This window comes from Antarcticimicrobium luteum, assembly GCF_004358185.1.
Lineage (GTDB): Bacteria > Pseudomonadota > Alphaproteobacteria > Rhodobacterales > Rhodobacteraceae > Antarcticimicrobium > Antarcticimicrobium luteum.
The window spans coordinates 201,637-219,111 of sequence record NZ_SMUV01000073.1 but is presented as its reverse complement, the minus strand read 5'-3'; the positions used below and the strand labels follow the sequence as shown (position 1 = coordinate 219,111).

15 protein-coding genes are annotated in these 17,475 nt (G+C 65.5%); 11 read left to right on the top strand and 4 right to left on the bottom strand.

Annotation, left to right across the window (positions count from 1 at the left end):
- Positions 1-38 precede the first annotated feature (38 nt).
- From E1832_RS19550 to E1832_RS19530, 5 genes are all read left to right on the top strand, one after another.
- On the top strand, positions 39-542 hold the full coding sequence (locus E1832_RS19550; protein ID WP_133361462.1) for a c-type cytochrome: 504 nt from the start codon (positions 39-41) through the stop codon (positions 540-542).
- Positions 543-730: 188 nt separating this feature from the next.
- The gene (locus E1832_RS19545; protein WP_425358988.1) at positions 731-2,692 is read left to right on the top strand and encodes an extracellular solute-binding protein; all 1,962 of its coding nucleotides are present in this window, start codon (positions 731-733) and stop codon (positions 2,690-2,692) included.
- A 22-nt stretch (positions 2,693-2,714) separates the two neighbouring features.
- The gene (locus tag E1832_RS19540) at positions 2,715-3,806 is read left to right on the top strand and encodes a microcin C ABC transporter permease YejB (RefSeq protein ID WP_133361461.1); all 1,092 of its coding nucleotides are present in this window, start codon (positions 2,715-2,717) and stop codon (positions 3,804-3,806) included.
- 3 nt (positions 3,807-3,809) lie between these two features.
- Positions 3,810-4,922, top strand: coding sequence for an ABC transporter permease (locus tag E1832_RS19535; RefSeq protein WP_133361460.1), 1,113 nt, complete (start codon positions 3,810-3,812; stop codon positions 4,920-4,922).
- Positions 4,919-6,496 carry an ABC transporter ATP-binding protein gene (locus tag E1832_RS19530; RefSeq protein WP_133361459.1) on the top strand — a complete coding sequence of 526 codons (1,578 nt, stop codon included), beginning with the start codon at positions 4,919-4,921 and terminating at the stop codon, positions 6,494-6,496. Before E1832_RS19535 ends, E1832_RS19530 begins: the two co-directional genes overlap by 4 nt.
- Positions 6,497-6,573: 77 nt before the next feature.
- Here E1832_RS19530 and hemN read toward each other — a convergent pair whose 3' ends face one another.
- Positions 6,574-7,929: an oxygen-independent coproporphyrinogen III oxidase gene (gene hemN, locus E1832_RS19525; RefSeq protein ID WP_133361458.1), complete on the bottom strand. Its 1,356-nt coding sequence runs from the start codon at positions 7,927-7,929 to the stop codon at positions 6,574-6,576.
- A 70-nt stretch (positions 7,930-7,999) separates the two neighbouring features.
- On the opposite strand from hemN, the gene fnrL reads away from it, so the two are divergent.
- Together fnrL and E1832_RS19515 are read left to right on the top strand one after the other, a co-directional pair.
- Entirely contained in the window at positions 8,000-8,737 is a 738-nt protein-coding gene (gene fnrL / locus E1832_RS19520) for a transcriptional regulator FnrL (RefSeq protein WP_425358987.1), read from the top strand.
- Positions 8,738-8,873: 136 nt separating this feature from the next.
- Positions 8,874-10,196: a serine hydroxymethyltransferase gene (locus tag E1832_RS19515; protein WP_133361456.1), complete on the top strand. Its 1,323-nt coding sequence runs from the start codon at positions 8,874-8,876 to the stop codon at positions 10,194-10,196.
- Positions 10,197-10,310: 114 nt separating this feature from the next.
- On the opposite strand, the gene E1832_RS19510 is transcribed toward E1832_RS19515, so the two are convergent.
- The 3 genes from E1832_RS19510 to E1832_RS19500 form a co-directional block, all read right to left on the bottom strand.
- Complete coding sequence (locus tag E1832_RS19510; protein WP_133361455.1) at positions 10,311-11,342, bottom strand: hypothetical protein; 1,032 nt, start codon at positions 11,340-11,342, stop codon at positions 10,311-10,313.
- 13 nt (positions 11,343-11,355) lie between these two features.
- Complete coding sequence (greA, locus tag E1832_RS19505) at positions 11,356-11,826, bottom strand: transcription elongation factor GreA (protein WP_133361454.1); 471 nt, start codon at positions 11,824-11,826, stop codon at positions 11,356-11,358.
- A 238-nt stretch (positions 11,827-12,064) separates the two neighbouring features.
- Positions 12,065-12,448 carry a VOC family protein gene (locus E1832_RS19500; RefSeq protein ID WP_133361453.1) on the bottom strand — a complete coding sequence of 128 codons (384 nt, stop codon included), beginning with the start codon at positions 12,446-12,448 and terminating at the stop codon, positions 12,065-12,067.
- 86 nt (positions 12,449-12,534) lie between these two features.
- Between E1832_RS19500 and soxR the strand changes: the two genes are divergently transcribed.
- From soxR to E1832_RS19480, 4 genes are all read left to right on the top strand, one after another.
- On the top strand, positions 12,535-12,990 hold the full coding sequence (gene soxR, locus E1832_RS19495; protein WP_133361452.1) for a redox-sensitive transcriptional activator SoxR: 456 nt from the start codon (positions 12,535-12,537) through the stop codon (positions 12,988-12,990).
- Positions 12,991-13,128: 138 nt separating this feature from the next.
- Positions 13,129-14,778 carry an electron transfer flavoprotein-ubiquinone oxidoreductase gene (locus E1832_RS19490; RefSeq protein WP_133361451.1) on the top strand — a complete coding sequence of 550 codons (1,650 nt, stop codon included), beginning with the start codon at positions 13,129-13,131 and terminating at the stop codon, positions 14,776-14,778.
- Positions 14,779-14,849: 71 nt separating this feature from the next.
- Positions 14,850-16,592, top strand: coding sequence for a tetratricopeptide repeat protein (locus tag E1832_RS19485; RefSeq protein WP_133361450.1), 1,743 nt, complete (start codon positions 14,850-14,852; stop codon positions 16,590-16,592).
- Positions 16,582-17,400: a 4-(cytidine 5'-diphospho)-2-C-methyl-D-erythritol kinase gene (locus E1832_RS19480; RefSeq protein ID WP_133361449.1), complete on the top strand. Its 819-nt coding sequence runs from the start codon at positions 16,582-16,584 to the stop codon at positions 17,398-17,400. Before E1832_RS19485 ends, E1832_RS19480 begins: the two co-directional genes overlap by 11 nt.
- The last annotated feature ends 75 nt before the right edge of the window (positions 17,401-17,475 follow it).

Below are 17,475 nucleotides of genomic sequence, written 5' to 3'. Positions count from 1 at the left end.
AGACAACCTCGCAAACAGCTAGAATGGACGTGCGATCAATGTTTGACACGATGACAGTAACCAAAGCTGCCGCCGGCTTTCTTGGTGCCTTCCTGGTGCTTCTTCTGGCGAAATGGGCGGCCGAGGGGATCTATCACACGGGGACCCACGGGGAAGCGTCCTACGTGATCGAGACCGAGGACGCGGGTGCGACCGAAGAGGTTGCCGAGGTCAGCTTCGACGAGCTGATGGCGTCGGCCGATCCGGCAAAGGGCGCCAAGGTGTTCAAGAAATGCCAAGCCTGCCACAAGATCGAACCGGGTGCCAATGCCACCGGCCCGACCCTTTATGGCGTTGTCGGCCGTACGGTCGCCTCGGTTGACGGCTTTGGCTATTCCGCGCCGATGATCGACCATGGCGGCGACTGGACGCCGGAGGTGCTGGACGAATTCCTCGCCAAGCCCAGCGCAGCCGTGCCGGGCACCGCGATGAGCTTTGCCGGCCTGAAAAAGCAGGACGACCGGGTGAACGTGATCGCCTATCTCGACAGCCTGGACAACTGATCCTGTCCCGCTTCGGGCGTGAATTGAAAGCCGCTGCGCCATGCGCAGCGGCTTTTGTCTTTTTGCCGCTCCGGGTTCACGGAATCGCAACTTGAACATTGGCGGCGCGCGCCATTAGCTTACATCCCGACCCAAAGAGGCTGAACCGCCCGTTTCGAGAGAGCCCGTTTCAACAGAGGATGCGCCTGATGACCCAATCCCGTGCCGCCACGGACGCCGCCCGCGCGACCCCGCATGCCCGGGCGCGCTGCCAATCCCGTGTCTCCGCCCGCCCCATGCCGGACCGCATCCTGCCGGCGCTGGTGCTGGCGCTGCTGATTCTGCTGGCCTGGACCGGGCTGCTGGCCGCCGAGGGCGACAAAATCATCAAGAGCCACGGGTATTCCTATTTCGGGGATCTGAAATACGGACCCGATTTTCAGAACTACGACTACGTCAATCCCGACGCGCCCAAGGGGGGCGAGCTGTCCTTTGCCCAGCTTGGCACCTTTGATTCAATGAACCCCTATACGATCAAGGGACGCTCCGGGGCGCTGAGCTCGATCATGTATGAAAGCCTGCTGGGGGACATGCCGGCGGACGCTTATGGCGAAGGCTACGGGCTGCTGGCCGAATCCGTCGAATACCCCGAGAGCAAGGATTGGGTGATCTTCCACCTGCGTCCCGAGGCGCGGTTTTCCGACGGCACCCCGGTGACCGCGCAGGACGTGCTGTTCAGCCACAATCTGCTGCTGGAACAGGGGCTGCCCTCTTACGCCGCGGCGGTGAAGAAACGCATTCCCAAGGCCGAGGTGATCGACGATCTGACCATCAAGTTCTATTTCACCCCCGGCATTTCGCGGCGCAGCCTGATCGACCAGGTGGGCGGGGTTCCGGTCTGGTCGAAAGCGTGGTTCGAGAAGACCGGCGCGCGGCTGGACGAGACGCGGCTGGAAACCTCGCCCGGGTCGGGGCCCTATGTGGTCGACAAGGTCGACGTGAACAACCGCATCGTCTATCGCCGCAATCCCGACTATTGGGGCCGGGATCTGCCGATCAATCGGGGGCGGCACAATTTCGATACCATCCGGATCGAGTATTTCACCGACGACACCCCGGCGTTCGAGGCGTTCAAGGCCGGCGACGTGACCTTCCGCGAGGAGGGGGATTCCAAGAAATGGGCCAGCCAGTACGAGTTTCCCAAGATCCGAGACGGCCAGGTGATCAAGGTCGAACTGCCCGACGGCACCCCGCCGACGCCGACCGGCTTTGTCTTCAATCTGCGCCGCGAGATCCTGCAGGATACCCGCCTGCGCGAGGCGCTGGCGTTGGGATTCAATTTCGAATGGACCAATGAATCGCTGCAATACGGCCTGTTCCGGCAGCGCGTCTCTTTCACCCAGGACACGCCGTTGATGGCGACCGGCGCGCCCGAGGGGGCGGAACTGGACTTTCTCAAATCGCTGGGCGATCTGGTGCCGCCAGCGATGCTGTCTGAGCCTGCGCGGATGCCGCACAGCTCGAACGCCGCCAAGCTGAACGACCGCCGCAACCTGCGCCGCGCGATGGCGCTGCTGGACGAGGCAGGCTGGCCGGTGGGGGCCGATGGCATGCGCCGCAACGCCGGGGGCGCGCCGCTTCGCATCACCTTTCTGTTCAACACCGCCGCCGAGGGCACCCTGGGCGCGGTGGTGGAAAGCTATGTCTCGAATCTGGCCAAGATGGGGATCGACGCCCGGCTGGAAAAGGTTGATCCGTCGCAATACACCCAGCGTCAGAGACAGTTCGACTATGACCTGATCTTCGATGCCTATGGCGCCTTTCTGGGCACCGGCACCGGGCTGATGCAGCGCTATGGCTCGGACGAGGCGGCGTTTTCGATCTTCAACCCCGCGGGCCTTGCCAGCCCTCTGGTCGATGCGATCATCCAGGCTTCGCTGCTGACCACCAACAAGGCGGACCAGGACGCCACGCTGATGGCGCTGGACCGCGCCCTGCGTCACGAGTTCTTCATGGTGCCGGTCTGGTACAAGGCGAATTACTGGGTGTCCTATTACGATCAGTACGAGCATCCCGATCCGCTGCCGCCGTTCGATCTGGGGTATCTCGATTTCTGGTGGTACAACGCCGACAAGGCCGCCGCCCTGAAAGCCTCCGGCGCGTTGCGCTAACGAGAAGAGGATCCTCGCCCCGATGGGAGCCTACATCCTTCGCCGCCTGCTGTTGGTGATCCCGACACTTCTGGGCATCATGATCATCAATTTCGCGCTGGTGCAGTTCGTTCCGGGCGGGCCGGTGGAACAGGCCATTGCCCGGGCGCAGGGGCAGGGCGATGTGTTCGGCGGTTTCGCCGGCAGCGGCCAGACCGAGACCGACCTGGGCGATATCAGCGCGGCCAGCGACCGTTATGTCGGCGCGCGGGGCCTGCCGCCGGAGTTCATCGCCGAGCTGGAAAAGGAGTTCGGCTTTGACAAGCCGCCGCTGGAGCGGTTCCTGGGCATGCTGTGGAACTACATGCGGCTGGACTTCGGCCAGAGCTATTTCCGCTCGATCGGGGTGATAGACCTGGTGCTGGAAAAGATGCCGGTGTCGATCAGCCTGGGGCTTTGGTCCACGATCATCGCCTATCTGGTGTCGATCCCGCTGGGCATCCGCAAGGCGGTCCGGGACGGGACCAGTTTCGACACCTGGACCAGCGGTCTGATCATCGTGGCCTATGCGATCCCGGGGTTCCTGTTCGCCATCCTGCTGCTGGTGCTGTTTGCGGGCGGCTCCTACTGGCAGATCTTCCCGCTGCGCGGGCTGACCTCGGACAACTGGGAGTCTCTTGGTCTTGCCGCCAAGATCGGCGATTACTTCTGGCATATCGCACTGCCGATCGTCGCCTCGACCATCTCGGCCTTTGCCACGCTGACGCTGCTGACCAAGAACAGCTTTCTCGACGAGGTCAAGAAACACTATGTCATGACCGCGCGGGCCAAGGGGCTGTCGGAACGCGGCGTTCTCTATGGCCATGTGTTCCGCAATGCCATGCTGATCGTGATCGCGGGCTTTCCGTCGGTCTTCATCAGCATCTTCTTTTCCGGCTCGCTGATCATCGAGACGATCTTTTCGCTCGACGGGCTGGGCCGGCTGGGGTTCGAGGCGGCGGTGGCGCGGGATTACCCGGTGATCTTCGGCACGCTGTTCATTTTTGGCCTGATGAGCCTGGTGGTGGGGATTCTGAGCGATCTCATGTACGTTCTGGTCGATCCCCGCATCGACTTTGAAAAGCGGGAGGGCTGAGGCATGGCGCTGTCCCCGCTCAACCAGCGCCGCTGGCGCAATTTCAAACGCAACCGCCGCGCCTTGTGGTCGCTGTGGATCTTCGCGGTGCTGTTCGGGCTGTCGCTGTTTGCCGAGTTTCTGGCCAACGACAAGCCGATCCTGGTGCAGTACCGGGGCGAATATTACATGCCGATCTTCCGGTTCTACCCTGAGACCACCTTTGGCGGCGATTTCCAGACCGAGGCGATCTATCGAGATCCCGAGGTGCGATGCCTGATCGCCTCGGGCGGGCTGGAGGACTGTTTCGACGATCCCGACGAGATCATCGGCGCGATCGAGCGTGGCACTTTCGACCAGAGCGTCGAGGAGCTCCGGCGCGGCTGGGCGGTCTGGCCGCCGATCCCCTATTCGTTCAACACCGCGGTCGACCGGCCCGGCGCCGCCCCGCTGCCGCCCAATGGCGAGAACTGGCTGGGCACCGACGATACCAAGCGCGACGTGCTGGCGCGGGTGATCTACGGATTTCGCCTCTCGATCCTGTTCACCCTGCTGGTCACCGGTGCGGCCAGCCTGATCGGCGTCTTTGCCGGCGCGCTTCAGGGGTTCTTCGGCGGCTGGCTCGACCTGGTGTTTCAGCGGCTGATCGAGATCTGGAGCGCGACGCCGTCGCTTTACGTGATCATCATCATGTTCGCCATTCTCGGGCGCAGCTTCTGGCTGCTGGTGGTGCTGATGGTGCTGTTCTCGTGGACTTCGCTGGTCGGCGTGGTGCGCGCCGAATTCCTGCGCGCGCGCAATCTGGAATACGTCCGCGCGGCCAAGGCGCTGGGGGTGGGCAACCTGACCATCATGTTCCGCCACATGCTGCCCAACGCGATGGTGGCGACGCTGACCATGCTGCCGTTCATCGTCACCGGCACCATCGGCGCGCTGGCCAGCCTCGATTTCCTCGGCTTCGGGCTGCCGTCCTCGGCGCCGTCGCTGGGCGAGCTGACGTTGCAGGCAAAGCAGAACCTGCAGGCGCCCTGGCTGGCCTTCACCGCCTTTTTCACCTTTGCCATTATGCTGTCGCTGCTGGTCTTCATCTTTGAAGGGGTGCGCGACGCCTTTGACCCGAGAAAGACGTTTCAATGAGCCTTCTTGAGGTCGAGAACCTGTCCGTCGCCTTCCGGCAGGACGGCAAGAGCGTGCCGGCGGTGCGCGGCGTGTCGTTTTCCGTCGACAGGGGCGAGACGGTAGCGCTGGTGGGGGAATCGGGGTCGGGCAAGTCGGTCTCGGCGCTGTCCACGGTGTCGCTGTTGGGCGATAGCGCGGTTGTCGGGGGGTCGGTCACCTACAAGGGCCAGCAGATGATCGGGGCGTCCGAGGCGCGGCTGCGGCAGGTGCGGGGCAACGATATAAGCTTCATCTTTCAGGAGCCGATGACCTCGCTCAACCCGCTGCACACGATCGAAAAGCAGCTTGCGGAATCGATCGCCCTGCATCAGGGGCTGACCGGAGAGGCAGCGCGGGCGCGGATCCTGGATCTGCTGACCCGGGTGGGCATCCGCGACCCCGAGACCCGGCTGGACGCCTATCCGCACCAACTCTCGGGCGGTCAGCGGCAGCGGGTGATGATCGCCATGGCGCTGGCCAACAAACCCGACATCCTGATCGCGGACGAGCCGACCACGGCGCTGGATGTGACCATCCAGGCGCAGATCCTGGAACTTCTGGCCGGGCTGAAGGAGAGCGAGGGGATGGGCCTTTTGTTCATCACCCACGACCTTGGCATCGTGCGGCGCATCGCCGACCGGGTCTGTGTGATGAAGGCGGGCGAGATCGTCGAGAGCGGGCCGACCGCGGCGATCTTCGACAACCCCCAGCATCCCTATACCCGCAAGCTTCTGGCGGCGGAGCCGTCGGGCCGTCCCGATCCGGTGGCCGGGGAGGCGCCGGACCTGCTGCGCTCGGATCACCTCAAGGTCTGGTTCCCGATCCAGCGCGGGCTGATGCGGCGGACGGTCGATCACGTGCGGGCGGTCAACGACGCCTCGATTTCCGTGCGGGCGGGCGAGACGCTGGGCATCGTCGGCGAAAGCGGCTCGGGCAAGACCACGCTGGCGCTGGCGCTGATGCGGCTGATCGCGTCGGAGGGGGGCATCACCTTTGACGGGCAGGATATCCGGCAATGGTCGACGCGCGATCTGCGGCGGCTGCGCAAGGATATGCAGATCGTGTTCCAGGATCCGTTCGGCTCGCTCAGCCCGCGGATGACCTGTTCGCAGATCATCGCCGAGGGGCTGGGGGTCCACAGGATCGACCGCCACCGGGACCGCCGCGAGCTGGTCGCCGAGGTGATGGAAGAGACCGGGCTAGACCCGGCGTCGATGGACCGCTATCCGCACGAGTTTTCGGGCGGGCAGCGCCAGCGGATCGCCATCGCGCGGGCGATGGTGCTGCGGCCGCGGCTGCTGGTGCTGGACGAGCCGACCTCGGCGCTGGACATGACGGTGCAGGTGCAGATCGTGAACCTGCTGCGCGATCTGCAGCGCCGGCACGGGTTGGCCTATCTGTTCATCAGCCACGATCTGAAGGTGGTGCGGGCGATGGCGCACAAGGTGATGGTGATGAAACAGGGCGACGTGGTCGAGGCCGGACCGGCGGACCAGCTGTTCGACGCGCCGCAGACGGAATACACCCGCGCGCTGATCGCGGCGGCGGGGTAGGCGGCGGGGGCCCCTTCCGCGCCCCTCACCCCGTTGTCAGGAGGAGAGACCGGGCAAGGGCGAAGAGCCTGCCCGCCTCAGATCGCCGAGCTGTGGCCGGCCTTGCTCAGGTCGTAGGCATCGAAGCTGCGCGCGATTATGCGGGTCAGCGGCCGGGCCTCGGGCTTGATCGCAAGGCCCGCATCGCTGAGCGAGAGCATGTCCGGAAAGGCGCGCAGGGTGGCCGCGAACATGTCCTGCAACCGCACGTCCGACAGGCCGAATCGCGTGCGGATCTCCTCGGCATCGATGCGGAACTCGCACATCAGCATCTCGATCATGCGCCCGCGCATCCTGTCTTCGCCCTGGAACACATGCCCGCGCGAGGTGGAAAAGCGCCCGTCGCGGATCGCCGCGGTATGGGCCGAGGTGGCCGGGGCGTTCTGCGCGTAGCCCTGCGGGAACCGCGAGATCGAAGAGGCCCCGACGCCGATCAGAACCTCGGCCTGATCATCGGTATAGCCCTGGAAATTGCGCCTCAGAGTGCCGGCCTTCAGCGCCCGGGTCAGCCCGTCCTCGGGGCGGGCGAAATGGTCGATGCCGATCTCGGCATAGCCGTCCCACAGGAACAGCCGGCGGGCGGTGTCGAACAGATCCAGCCGGGCCTCGGGCGTGGGCAGCGCGTCCGAGGGAATCAGCTGCTGCCGCTTGGCCATCCAGGGCACATGCGCATAGCCATAGAGCGCCACCCGATCGGGATTGAGCGACAACAACTTCTGCACGCTCTCAGTCATCCGGGTCTTGTCCTGATGCGGCAGGCCGAACAGGATGTCGGCGTTCAGGCTTTCGATGCCATGGGCGCGAATCATCTCCACCGCCTGGCGGGTCACGTCATAGCTCTGGATGCGGCCGATGGTCTGCTGGATCTGATCGTCGAAATCCTGCACGCCGATCGAGGCCCGGTTCATGCCGGCCGCCGCCAGCGCATCGAGACGCGCCGCGTCGATTTCGTTGGGGTCGATTTCGACCGAGAATTCGGCCTCCGGCCCCATCGGGGCGATGGCAAAGATCGCCTCGGCCAGATCCGTCATCATCGCCGGGTTCAGCAGGGTCGGGGTGCCGCCGCCCCAGTGGAGCCGCGACAGCGTCACCCCCTCGGGCAGGTGCCGGCCCAGCAGGGCAAGCTCGGCCTTCAGGGTTTCAAGATAGGCGGCGACGGGGGCGTCCGACTGGGTTCCCTGTGTGCGGCAGGCGCAAAACCAGCACAGCCTGCGGCAGAACGGCACATGCACGTAGAGGGAGATCGCCCCCCCTGCCGGGATGGCCGAGATCCAGTCGGAAAACTGCCCGGACGTGACGTCCGGGCCGAAATGCGGGGCGGTTGGATAACTGGTATAACGCGGGACTTTCGCGTCAAATAATCCCAGCTTGGCCAATTGAGGTTTTACAGACATATGATTAAGTTAAGAGGAGCGAACAGTATTTTTCTTTGACCCAGATCAACTGAGGTTTCTTCTTATGTCCGTGCAAACTCAGAACGCCGCTGGAAATTGTTCGGACTGCCCGATCCGCCACCGGGCGGTTTGCGCGCATTGCGAGAAGCCTGAACTCAATGAGCTGGAAAGCATCAAGTATTACCGCAACTTCGAGGCTGGTCAGTCCATCATCTGGTCGGGCGACAAGATGGGCTTCGTGGGGTCGGTTGTTTCGGGCATCGCCTCGCTGACGCAGACGATGGAGGACGGGCGCACCCAGATGGTGGGGCTGCTGCTGCCCAGCGATTTCGTCGGCCGTCCGGGGCGCGAGGGATCGCCCTATGACGTGACGGCCACCACCGATGTGGTGATGTGCTGTTTCCGCAAGAAACCCTTTGAAGAGATGATGGCGCGCACCCCGCACATCGCCCACCGCCTGCTCGAGATGACGCTGGACGAGCTGGACGCGGCGCGCGAATGGATGCTGGTGCTGGGCCGCAAGACGGCCCGCGAAAAGATCGCCAGCCTGTTGTCGATCATCGCCCGGCGCGACGCCTCGCTCAGTTCGGGCGGGCCGGTGGGGACGCTGGTGTTCGATCTGCCGCTGACGCGCGAGGCGATGGCCGATTACCTGGGCCTCACGCTGGAGACCGTCAGCCGCCAGATGTCGGCGCTGAAGAAGGACGGGGTGATCCAGCTCGAAGGCAAACGGCACGTAACCATCCCGGACATGGGCCGGCTGATGGAAGAGGCCGGCGACGATACCGACGGGGGCATGCTGGGCTAGCTCCGCCCGGGTCCATTTTCCTGCGGTCATCGCGCCCCGCTTGCGCCGGCTTCGGCCTTGGCCTTCCGCAATTCTGAATTGCAGACCGGGGACAACCGGGTTTGGATGGGGCTGAACAATCAGCAGAGTGACCGCCATGACCCATCTTGTCCGCCGGCCCTGGGTGCCGGCGTTTTGCGAAGACTATGTGCAGCACATCGCCGCCAGCCTGGAGGGTGATTCCCCAGGCCAGATCACAGAGCGGATCGAGGCGCTGATCGACGACAACCGGCGAATCCACGACGAGGATTGCTTCAACCTGAATCCGGCCACCAATGTGATGAACCCGCGGGCCGAGGCGGCGCTGGCCGCGGGGCTGGGCAGCCGCCCCTCGCTTGGGTATCCGGGCGACAAGTACGAGATGGGGCTGGAGGCGATCGAGGAGATCGAGGTGATCGCCGCCGAACTGTCGGCGCGGGTGTTCAACGCCCGCTACGCCGAGATCCGCGTCGGCTCTGGCGCGCTGGCCAATCTCTATGGCTTCATGGCGCTGGCGAAACCGGGCGATGCGATCATCGCGCCGCCCCCTTCGATCGGCGGCCATGTGACCCATCACCACGATGGCTGTGCCGGGCTTTACGGGCTGGAGACCCATCCGGCCCCGGTCAATGCCGACGGCTACACCGTTGATCTTGGGGCGCTGCGCGATCTGGCGCGAAAGGTGCAGCCAAAGGTGATCACCATCGGCGGCAGCCTGAACCTCTATCCCCACCCGGTGAGCAAGGTGCGCGAGATCGCCGACGAGGTGGGCGCGCATGTGCTGTTCGATGCCGCCCATCAGTGCGGCATTATCGCCGGCGGGATCTGGGCCAATCCGCTGGACGAGGGCGCGCATCTGATGACGATGAGCACCTACAAGAGCCTCGGCGGGCCGGCGGGCGGGCTGATCGTCACCAATGACGCCGAGATCGCCCAGCGGCTGGACGTCATCGCCTTTCCGGGCATGACGGCGAATTTCGATGCGGCGAAATCGGCCGCGCTGGCGCTGTCGCTGCTGGACTGGGTCGAATACGGGCCGGCCTATGCCCAGGCGATGGTCGATCTGGCCCAGGCGCTGGCCGGCGCGCTGGAGGCCGAGGGGCTGCCGGTGTTTCACGGCGCCGGCGGGGCGACCCAGTCGCATCAGTTCGCGGTGGAGGCGGCGGCGTTCGGCGGTGGGCAGGCGGCGTCGAAAACCCTGCGCCGGGCCGGGTTTCTGGCCTGCGGCATCGGGCTGCCGATCGTCCCGGTTGAGGGCGATATGAACGGGCTGCGGATCGGCACGCCCGAACTGGTGCGCCGCGGTGTGACCCCCGAGGACGCGCCGGAGCTTGCCGCGCTGATCGCCAGGGCGCTGCGCAGCAACGATCCCGGCGCGCTGGCCACCGACACCGCCGCGCTGCGGGCGCAGTACCAGAACATGCACTACGTCAGAGCCTGAAGCGCGGATGCGCCCGCCCGAGCCTGACACCGCCTGTCCGACGGCCGGTGACCGGCTGCGGGCCGCGTTTCCAATACGAAGTAAGATTGCCCGAAAGCCGGGTGGGCGCGCGCCTTAGTCGAAGGTGCCCGCGACCCGCCCCAGCAGCATGAAGGCCCGTGCCGTCCGTGTCTCGGCCAGCGCGTTGATCTCTTCGTCGCTGGCCTCTTGCGCGAAGGCGGCGAAGGACTGATCGAACCGGCGCAGGAAATGGTGGGCGGCGTCGCGAAAGATCGGGTCCTGTTTCATACGCGCCGCGCTCAGCGCCAGCGAAGAGCGGTCGCGCACCCCGCCCAGCGCGGCCACCGCGCGGCCGCGGGTGCCCTGGGCGAACTGGCGCCAGACCTCGGGCCTTGCCCGGTCGGGGGACAGGTCGTCCATATAGATGCCATCCTGGCTGAGCAACGTCAGCACATCCTGTGCTGCCTGGATGAGCTGGGCCGATTTGCGGTCCTTGAGCGCGCGGCGCAGGGCGGCAAAGCCTTCCTCGTCCTCGGCGGTTTCGGGGAAATGCAGCGCGCGGATGAAATCCGCATTCGGCAACGGCGGGCTCAGCGCCTCGGCCGGGGTGCCCAGTTCCAGCGCGCCCTGGTCCGCGCCCGGGGCCTCGTCCCGGCTGGGCGCCGCCATCGGCACCACCGGCCGCGTCGCCGCCGCCGCCCGGCTCGACTGGAACATCGCCAGCGCGGTTTCCGTTTTCTTGGCGATCTCGGCGATCTCCTCGAGCTTCTTTTTCACCGAGGAATCCTGTTGTACCGCGCCCCTTTGCTGCTGCGCGATCTGGGCCTGGCGGATGGCGTCGATGGCGGTCTGCAACCGGCGGCTCTCGTCGCGCATCACCCGGGCGGCACGGGCGACGGTGGCGGCGACCCAGATCATCGCCACCGGCAGGAAGATCGCCATCAGGGTGATGACAAAGCGCAGCCCGTCGATCCCGGCTTCGCCGGCCGGCAGCGCGAAGAGAAACACCACCGCCCCCACCAGCCACAGCACGCTGAGCGCGACGGCCGTCAACTCGATGCCGGTGACCTGCGGCCGGCCGGGCCGGTCGTACATGCCCAGCGGTGTGCTCTGGGCCTTCTCGGTATCGGATCTGGGGCCGGCCATGCTGGGCGCTCCGTCAGGCGTAGACGATCTTCAGAACCTCGTAGGACCGCTCGCCGCCCGGCGTGCGGACTTCGACGCTGTCACCCTCTTCCTTGCCGATCAGGGCGCGGGCGATGGGCGATTTGATGTTGAGCAGCCCGGCCTCGATATTGGCCTCGTGCTCGCCCACGATTTTCCAGGTCTTTTCCAGGTCGGTGTCCTCGTCCACCAGCGTCACGGTGGCGCCGAACTTGATCGGACCGGAGAGTTTCGCAGGGTCGATCACCTCGGCGAGCGACAGGACGCCCTCCAGTTCCTTGATGCGGCCCTCGATAAAGGACTGCTTTTCGCGGGCCGAATGGTATTCGGCGTTCTCCGACAGGTCGCCATGCTCGCGGGCTTCGGCGATCGCCCTGATGATCGCCGGGCGTTCGACCGATTTAAGATGCTTCAGTTCCGCCTCCAGCGCGCCGTGGCCGGCCGGCGTCATCGGGATTTTTTCCATCGTATCCATCCACGCAAATTTGAGCGCCCCGCCGCGCGATGCGCCGGGGCGACGGATTGGGTTGACGATTACCTGACCCAAACGCGGGGCGGAATGCAAGGGGCTGTGCGCGCGGCCGGGCGAAACCCGGTCGGGGACTCAGGCCCCGGCACGGTCTTCGGTTTCGGTTGCGGGGGGCCGGGGCAGGGGCCTGCGCGCCGGCTGCCAGGCCGAGGGCGCGGCCGACAGAAGCAGAAGGTCAATCATCGTATTGCACCAGCTCAAACTCGATTCCGTCGGCATCGCGGAAATAGAACCGGCGGCCCGGCTTGTAATCGGCGTAATTGTGCGGGGTGAACCCGGCGGCCTTGACCCTTGCCTCTGCCGCGTCGAGATCGTCGACGATGACGCCCAGATGGTTCAGCCCGCCAATGAGGCCATAGCTGCTTTCGCCCGCATGCGGCGCGGACCTGGGGCGGTAGAGCGCGAGGTAATCGCCCGGGCCGCCCACATGCACGGAATAGCCTTCGTCGATCGCCGGTCCCGACCAGCGGATTTTCCAGCCGAAGACATCGCCCATCCAGGCGGCAGTGGCATCGGGGTCGGAGACGGTGAGGTTGGTATGTTCCAGTTTCGCGGTCATCGGGCGGGTACCTTTCGTTTTTTGCCTTGACCCGACTCGGTGTAGTTTCTCAACCTAACTTGAGGTCAAGGTATTTCGGAGGCGGCATGGCACAAAAGGCAGGGCTTTCCATCGGCGCATTGGCGGATCGCACCGGGATGGCGGTCTCGGCGATCCGCTATTACGAGGAGCAGGGGCTGATCGCGCCCTGGCGCAACGCGGGCGGCCAGCGGCGGTTTCCGCGCGCCGACATCCGGCGGCTGAGCTTTGTGCGCATCGCCCAGCAGTTCGGCTTTACCCTGCCCGAGATCCGCAGCCTGCTGGACGAGCTGCCCGGCGGGCGCACGCCGACGCCACAAGACTGGTCGCGCATCGCCGCGCGGTTCCGCGTCCGGCTGGATCAGCGAATCGAAACCCTGCAACGGCTGCGCGACAACCTTGACGGCTGTATCGGCTGTGGCTGCCTCTCGCTGCCCAAATGCGCGCTCTACAATCCAGACGACAGGGCAGGCGACAAGGGCAGCGGACCTCGCTATCTCATGGGGGACAAACCGGAAACCTGAACCGGCCGCGCTTTCTGCGCCGCAGCGAAATTACGCGGTGTTTCGATTGACCTCGGCCTGCGACAAAGGGTATTCAGCCGCGAAAGAAAATTGCCCCGAGCGCGGGCTTGACGACGGATTTAGCCAGGGAGCCGCTTGATGGCCGACATAGAACGCGAAGCGATGGAATATGACGTGGTGATCGTCGGTGCGGGCCCTGCGGGCCTGTCGGCGGCGATCCGTCTGAAGCAGCTCGACGCCGATCTGAACGTGGTCGTGCTGGAAAAGGGGTCGGAAGTCGGCGCGCATATCCTGTCGGGCGCGGTGCTGGATCCTTGCGGGCTGGATGCGCTGATCCCCGACTGGAAGGAGAAGGGCGCGCCGCTGAACGTGCCGGTCAAAGAGGACAATTTCTTCATGCTGGGCGAGGCGGGCGGGATCCGCGTGCCCAACTGGCCGATGCCGCCGCTGATGAACAACCACGGCAACTACATCGTCTCGATGGGCAATGTCTGCCGCTGGATGGCCGAACAGGCCGAGGGGATGGGGGTGGAAATCTTCCCCGGCATGTCCTGTTCCGAACTGGTCTATGGCGATAACGGCGAGGTCAAGGGCGTGGTCGCGGGCGAGTTCGGCAAGAATCCCGACGGCACCCCCGGCCCGTCCTACGAGCCGGGGATGGAGTTGCACGGCAAGTACGTGTTCCTCTCCGAGGGGGTGCGTGGGTCGCTCGCCAAGGAGGTGATCGCAAAATACGATCTGTCCAAGGGCCACTGTCCGCAGAAATTCGGCCTCGGCATGAAGGAAATCTGGGAGGTCGACCCGGCCAAGCACCGCGAGGGCACCGTCACCCATACGATGGGCTGGCCGCTGGGCGCCAACGCCGGTGGCGGGTCGTTCATCTATCACCTTGAGAACAATCAGGTTTACGTGGGTTTCGTGGTCCACCTGAACTATGAGAACCCGCATCTGTTCCCCTATATGGAGTTCCAGCGCTTCAAGCATCATCCGATGGTGGCCGAGCTGCTGGAGGGCGGCAAGCGCGTCTCTTATGGCGCCCGCGCCATCTCCGAAGGCGGCTGGCAGTCGATGCCCAAGATGGTGGCGCCGGGCGTGGCGCTGCTGGGCTGTTCGGTGGGCATGGTCAACGTGCCGCGCATCAAGGGCAACCACAATGCCATGTTGTCGGGCAAGGCGGCGGCCGAGGCCGCCCATGCGGCGATCCGCTCTGACCGCTCGGGCGACGAGTTGGGCGCGTATGAGACCGAAGTGCGCAGCGGCGCGATCGGCAAGGATCTGAAAAAGGTTCGCAACGTCAAGCCGATGTGGTCGAAATGGGGGCTGATGCCCTCGCTGGCGCTGGGTGGGCTGGACATGTGGACCAACACGCTGGGCTTTTCGCTGTTCGGCACCTTGCGCCATGGCAAATCGGATGCGGCGGCTACCGGCGAGGCGGCGAAGTTCAAGCCGATCGACTATCCGAAACCCGATGGCAAGCTGAGCTTTGACCGGCTGACCAACGTGTCGTTCTCCTTCACCAACCACGAGGAAGAGCAGCCCTGTCACCTGCTGCTCAAGGATCCGTCGATCCCGCTGAAGGTGAACCTGCCGAAATACGCCGAACCGGCGCAGCGCTACTGCCCGGCGGGGGTCTACGAGGTGGTCGAGGAAGACGGCAAGGAGCCGCGCTTTGTCATCAATTTCCAGAACTGCGTGCACTGCAAGACCTGCGACATCAAGGATCCCAGCCAGAACATCAACTGGGTGACGCCGCAGGGCGGCGACGGGCCGAACTATCCCAATATGTAACAGGTGCCGAAATGGCGCGGCTTTCACCGGCCGCGCCATTGCCCTCGCCTGCAGTTGTGCCTAGCTTAGACATGGTCCAGCAAAAGAGGCAGGTTTTGGTCAAATCCCTAGTTCGTCGCGCGGCTGCCGCGCTTGTCCTTGCCGCCATTGCGCTGCCCGCGCCGCTGGTGGCGCAGTCGGGGACCGGTGGCTATCTTGCAGGCCGCCATGCCCTGTTCGAGAGCGATTTCGACCAGGCCGCCAGCTATTTCACCCGCGCGCTCAGCCGCGATCCGGGCAATGCCGGGCTGATGGAAAACGTGATCGTCTCGCAACTTGCGCTGGGGCGGATTCAACGCGCTCTGCCGGTCGCCGAGAAGATGGAGGCGGACGGGCTGCGCAATCAGGCCGCCCGCATGGTGATTGCCGCGGATCGGATCAAGCGGGGCGAGTTTGCCCCGTTCCTCGAGGCGGACAACGATGCCGGCGGCATCGGGCCGCTGGTCGACGGGCTTCTGGCCGGCTGGGCCTATATGGGCACCGGTTCGGTCGCCCAGGCGCTGGAGCGGTTCGACCAGGTCGCCAAAGAGAACGGGTTGCGCAGCTTTGCGCTCTATCACAAGGCGCTGGCGCTGGCGATGGTTGGCGACTTCGAAGGGGCCGAGGCGCTCTATGCCGACCGCAGATCGGGACTGAGCGGGTTGTCGCGGCGGGCGGTGATCGCGCGGGCGCAGATCCTGTCGCAGCTGGGCCGCAACGACGAGGCGCTTGAGATGATGACCGACGCCTTTGGCGCCGGCTTCGATCCCGGGCTGACGGCAGTGGCCGACCAGCTTGCGGCGGGGGGGCAGTTGCCCTTCGATCTGGTTGGCGACGTCAGCGACGGCATGGCCGAGGTGTTCTTCAGCGTCGGTGCCGCGCTCAAGGGCGAGGCGGCCGACGATTATGCGCTGATCTATGTGCGCATCGCCAGCTATCTGCGGCCCGACCATATCGACGCGCTGCTGCTCAGCGCCGATCTGCTCGACGGGCTGGGACAGTACGATCTGGCCGTCGAAACGTACAAACAGGTGCCGGTCGGCAGCCCGGACCGCCACGCGGCCGAACTGGGCCGCGCCGATGCGCTGCGCCGCGCGGACAAGCCCAACGCGGCGATCGAGGTTCTGGAACAGCTCGCACGCGACTATCCCACGCTGCCGATGGTGCACAACGCGCTGGGCGACCTGCTGCGCCAGCAGGAGGATTACAAGGGTGCGGTGGCCGCCTATGACAAGGCGCTGGAGTACACCGAAGAGGGCGCGCCGAGCCAGTGGTTCATCCTATACGCCCGCGGCATCAGCCACGAGCGGCTCGACCAGTGGCCCGAGGCCGAGGCGGATTTCCGCCGCGCGCTGGAGCTGAACCCGGATCAGCCGCAGGTGCTGAACTATCTCGGCTATTCGCTGGTCGAGAAACAGGAAAAGCTGGACGAGGCGCTGGACATGATCGAACGCGCGGTCGCGGCCCGGCCCGACAGCGGCTTTATCGTCGATTCGCTGGGCTGGGTTCTGTTCCGGCTGGGCCGCTACCAGGAGGCGGTGAGCCATATGGAGACCGCGGTCGAGCTGATGCCGGTGGACCCGGTGGTGACCGACCATCTTGGGGATGTCTACTGGGCCGTGGGCCGCCAGCGAGAGGCGGAATTCCAGTGGCGTCGCGCGCTCTCCTTCATCGACCTTGACGATGCCGATGGCGAGGCGGACCCCGACCGCATCCGCCGCAAGCTGGCGGTGGGGCTGGACACGGTGCTGGCCGAAGAGGGGGCGGCGCCGTTGAAAGTGGCCAATGGCGACTGAGGCTTTCGCGCCGGCCAAGATCAACCTGACCCTGCATGTGACCGGCCAGCGCGCCGACGGCTATCATCTGCTCGACTCGCTGGTGGTCTTTGCCGGTTTGGGCGACCGGTTGCGGTTCGAGCCGGCCGGACGGATGTCGCTGAAGGTGACCGGCCGCTTTGCCGCCGGCGTGCCCGAAGACGGGCGCAATCTGGTCTGGCGTGCGGCGGAACTGGCTGGCGTCACCCTGAAAATACGGCTGGAAAAGGCCCTGCCGCATGGGGCGGGGATCGGCGGCGGATCGTCCGACGCGGCGGCGGTGCTGCGCACCTTTGGTGGGCAGGAGCGCGCGGCCGAGCTGGGGGCTGATGTGCCGGTGTGCCTCGCTGAGGCGCCGCAGCGGATGCGCGGGATCGGCAATGAACTGGAGGCGGTGCCGGACGTGCCCGCGGTGCCGCTGGTGCTGGTCAATCCGGGGGATCATGTGCCGACGCCCGAGGTTTTTCGCGCGCTTGCGCAAAAACAGAACCCGGACATGGGCGCTTTGCCCCGTTGGTCGTCGCAGGCGGAATTTCTCGCCTGGCTGGCGGCGCAGCGCAACGACCTGGAGGCGCCGGCCATCGCCGCAGCACCGGCGATCCGCGATGCGCTGAACGGTCTCGGCGGTGCAGAGGGGTGCCTGCTGGCGCGCATGTCCGGCTCGGGCGCGACCTGCTTCGGGATCTTCGGCAGCGACGAGGCGGCCCGGGCGGCCGCGGCTCAGATTGCCGCCGCGCATCCCGACTGGTGGGTGCAGCCGACCCGCAGTATCGGCAGCGCCGGAGCGTGAGGGGGCGCGCCCCGTTGGGGCGCGGCCTTCGGCGAGAGTATTTTCGGCCAGAAAAAGACAGGGGACCCGACCTGT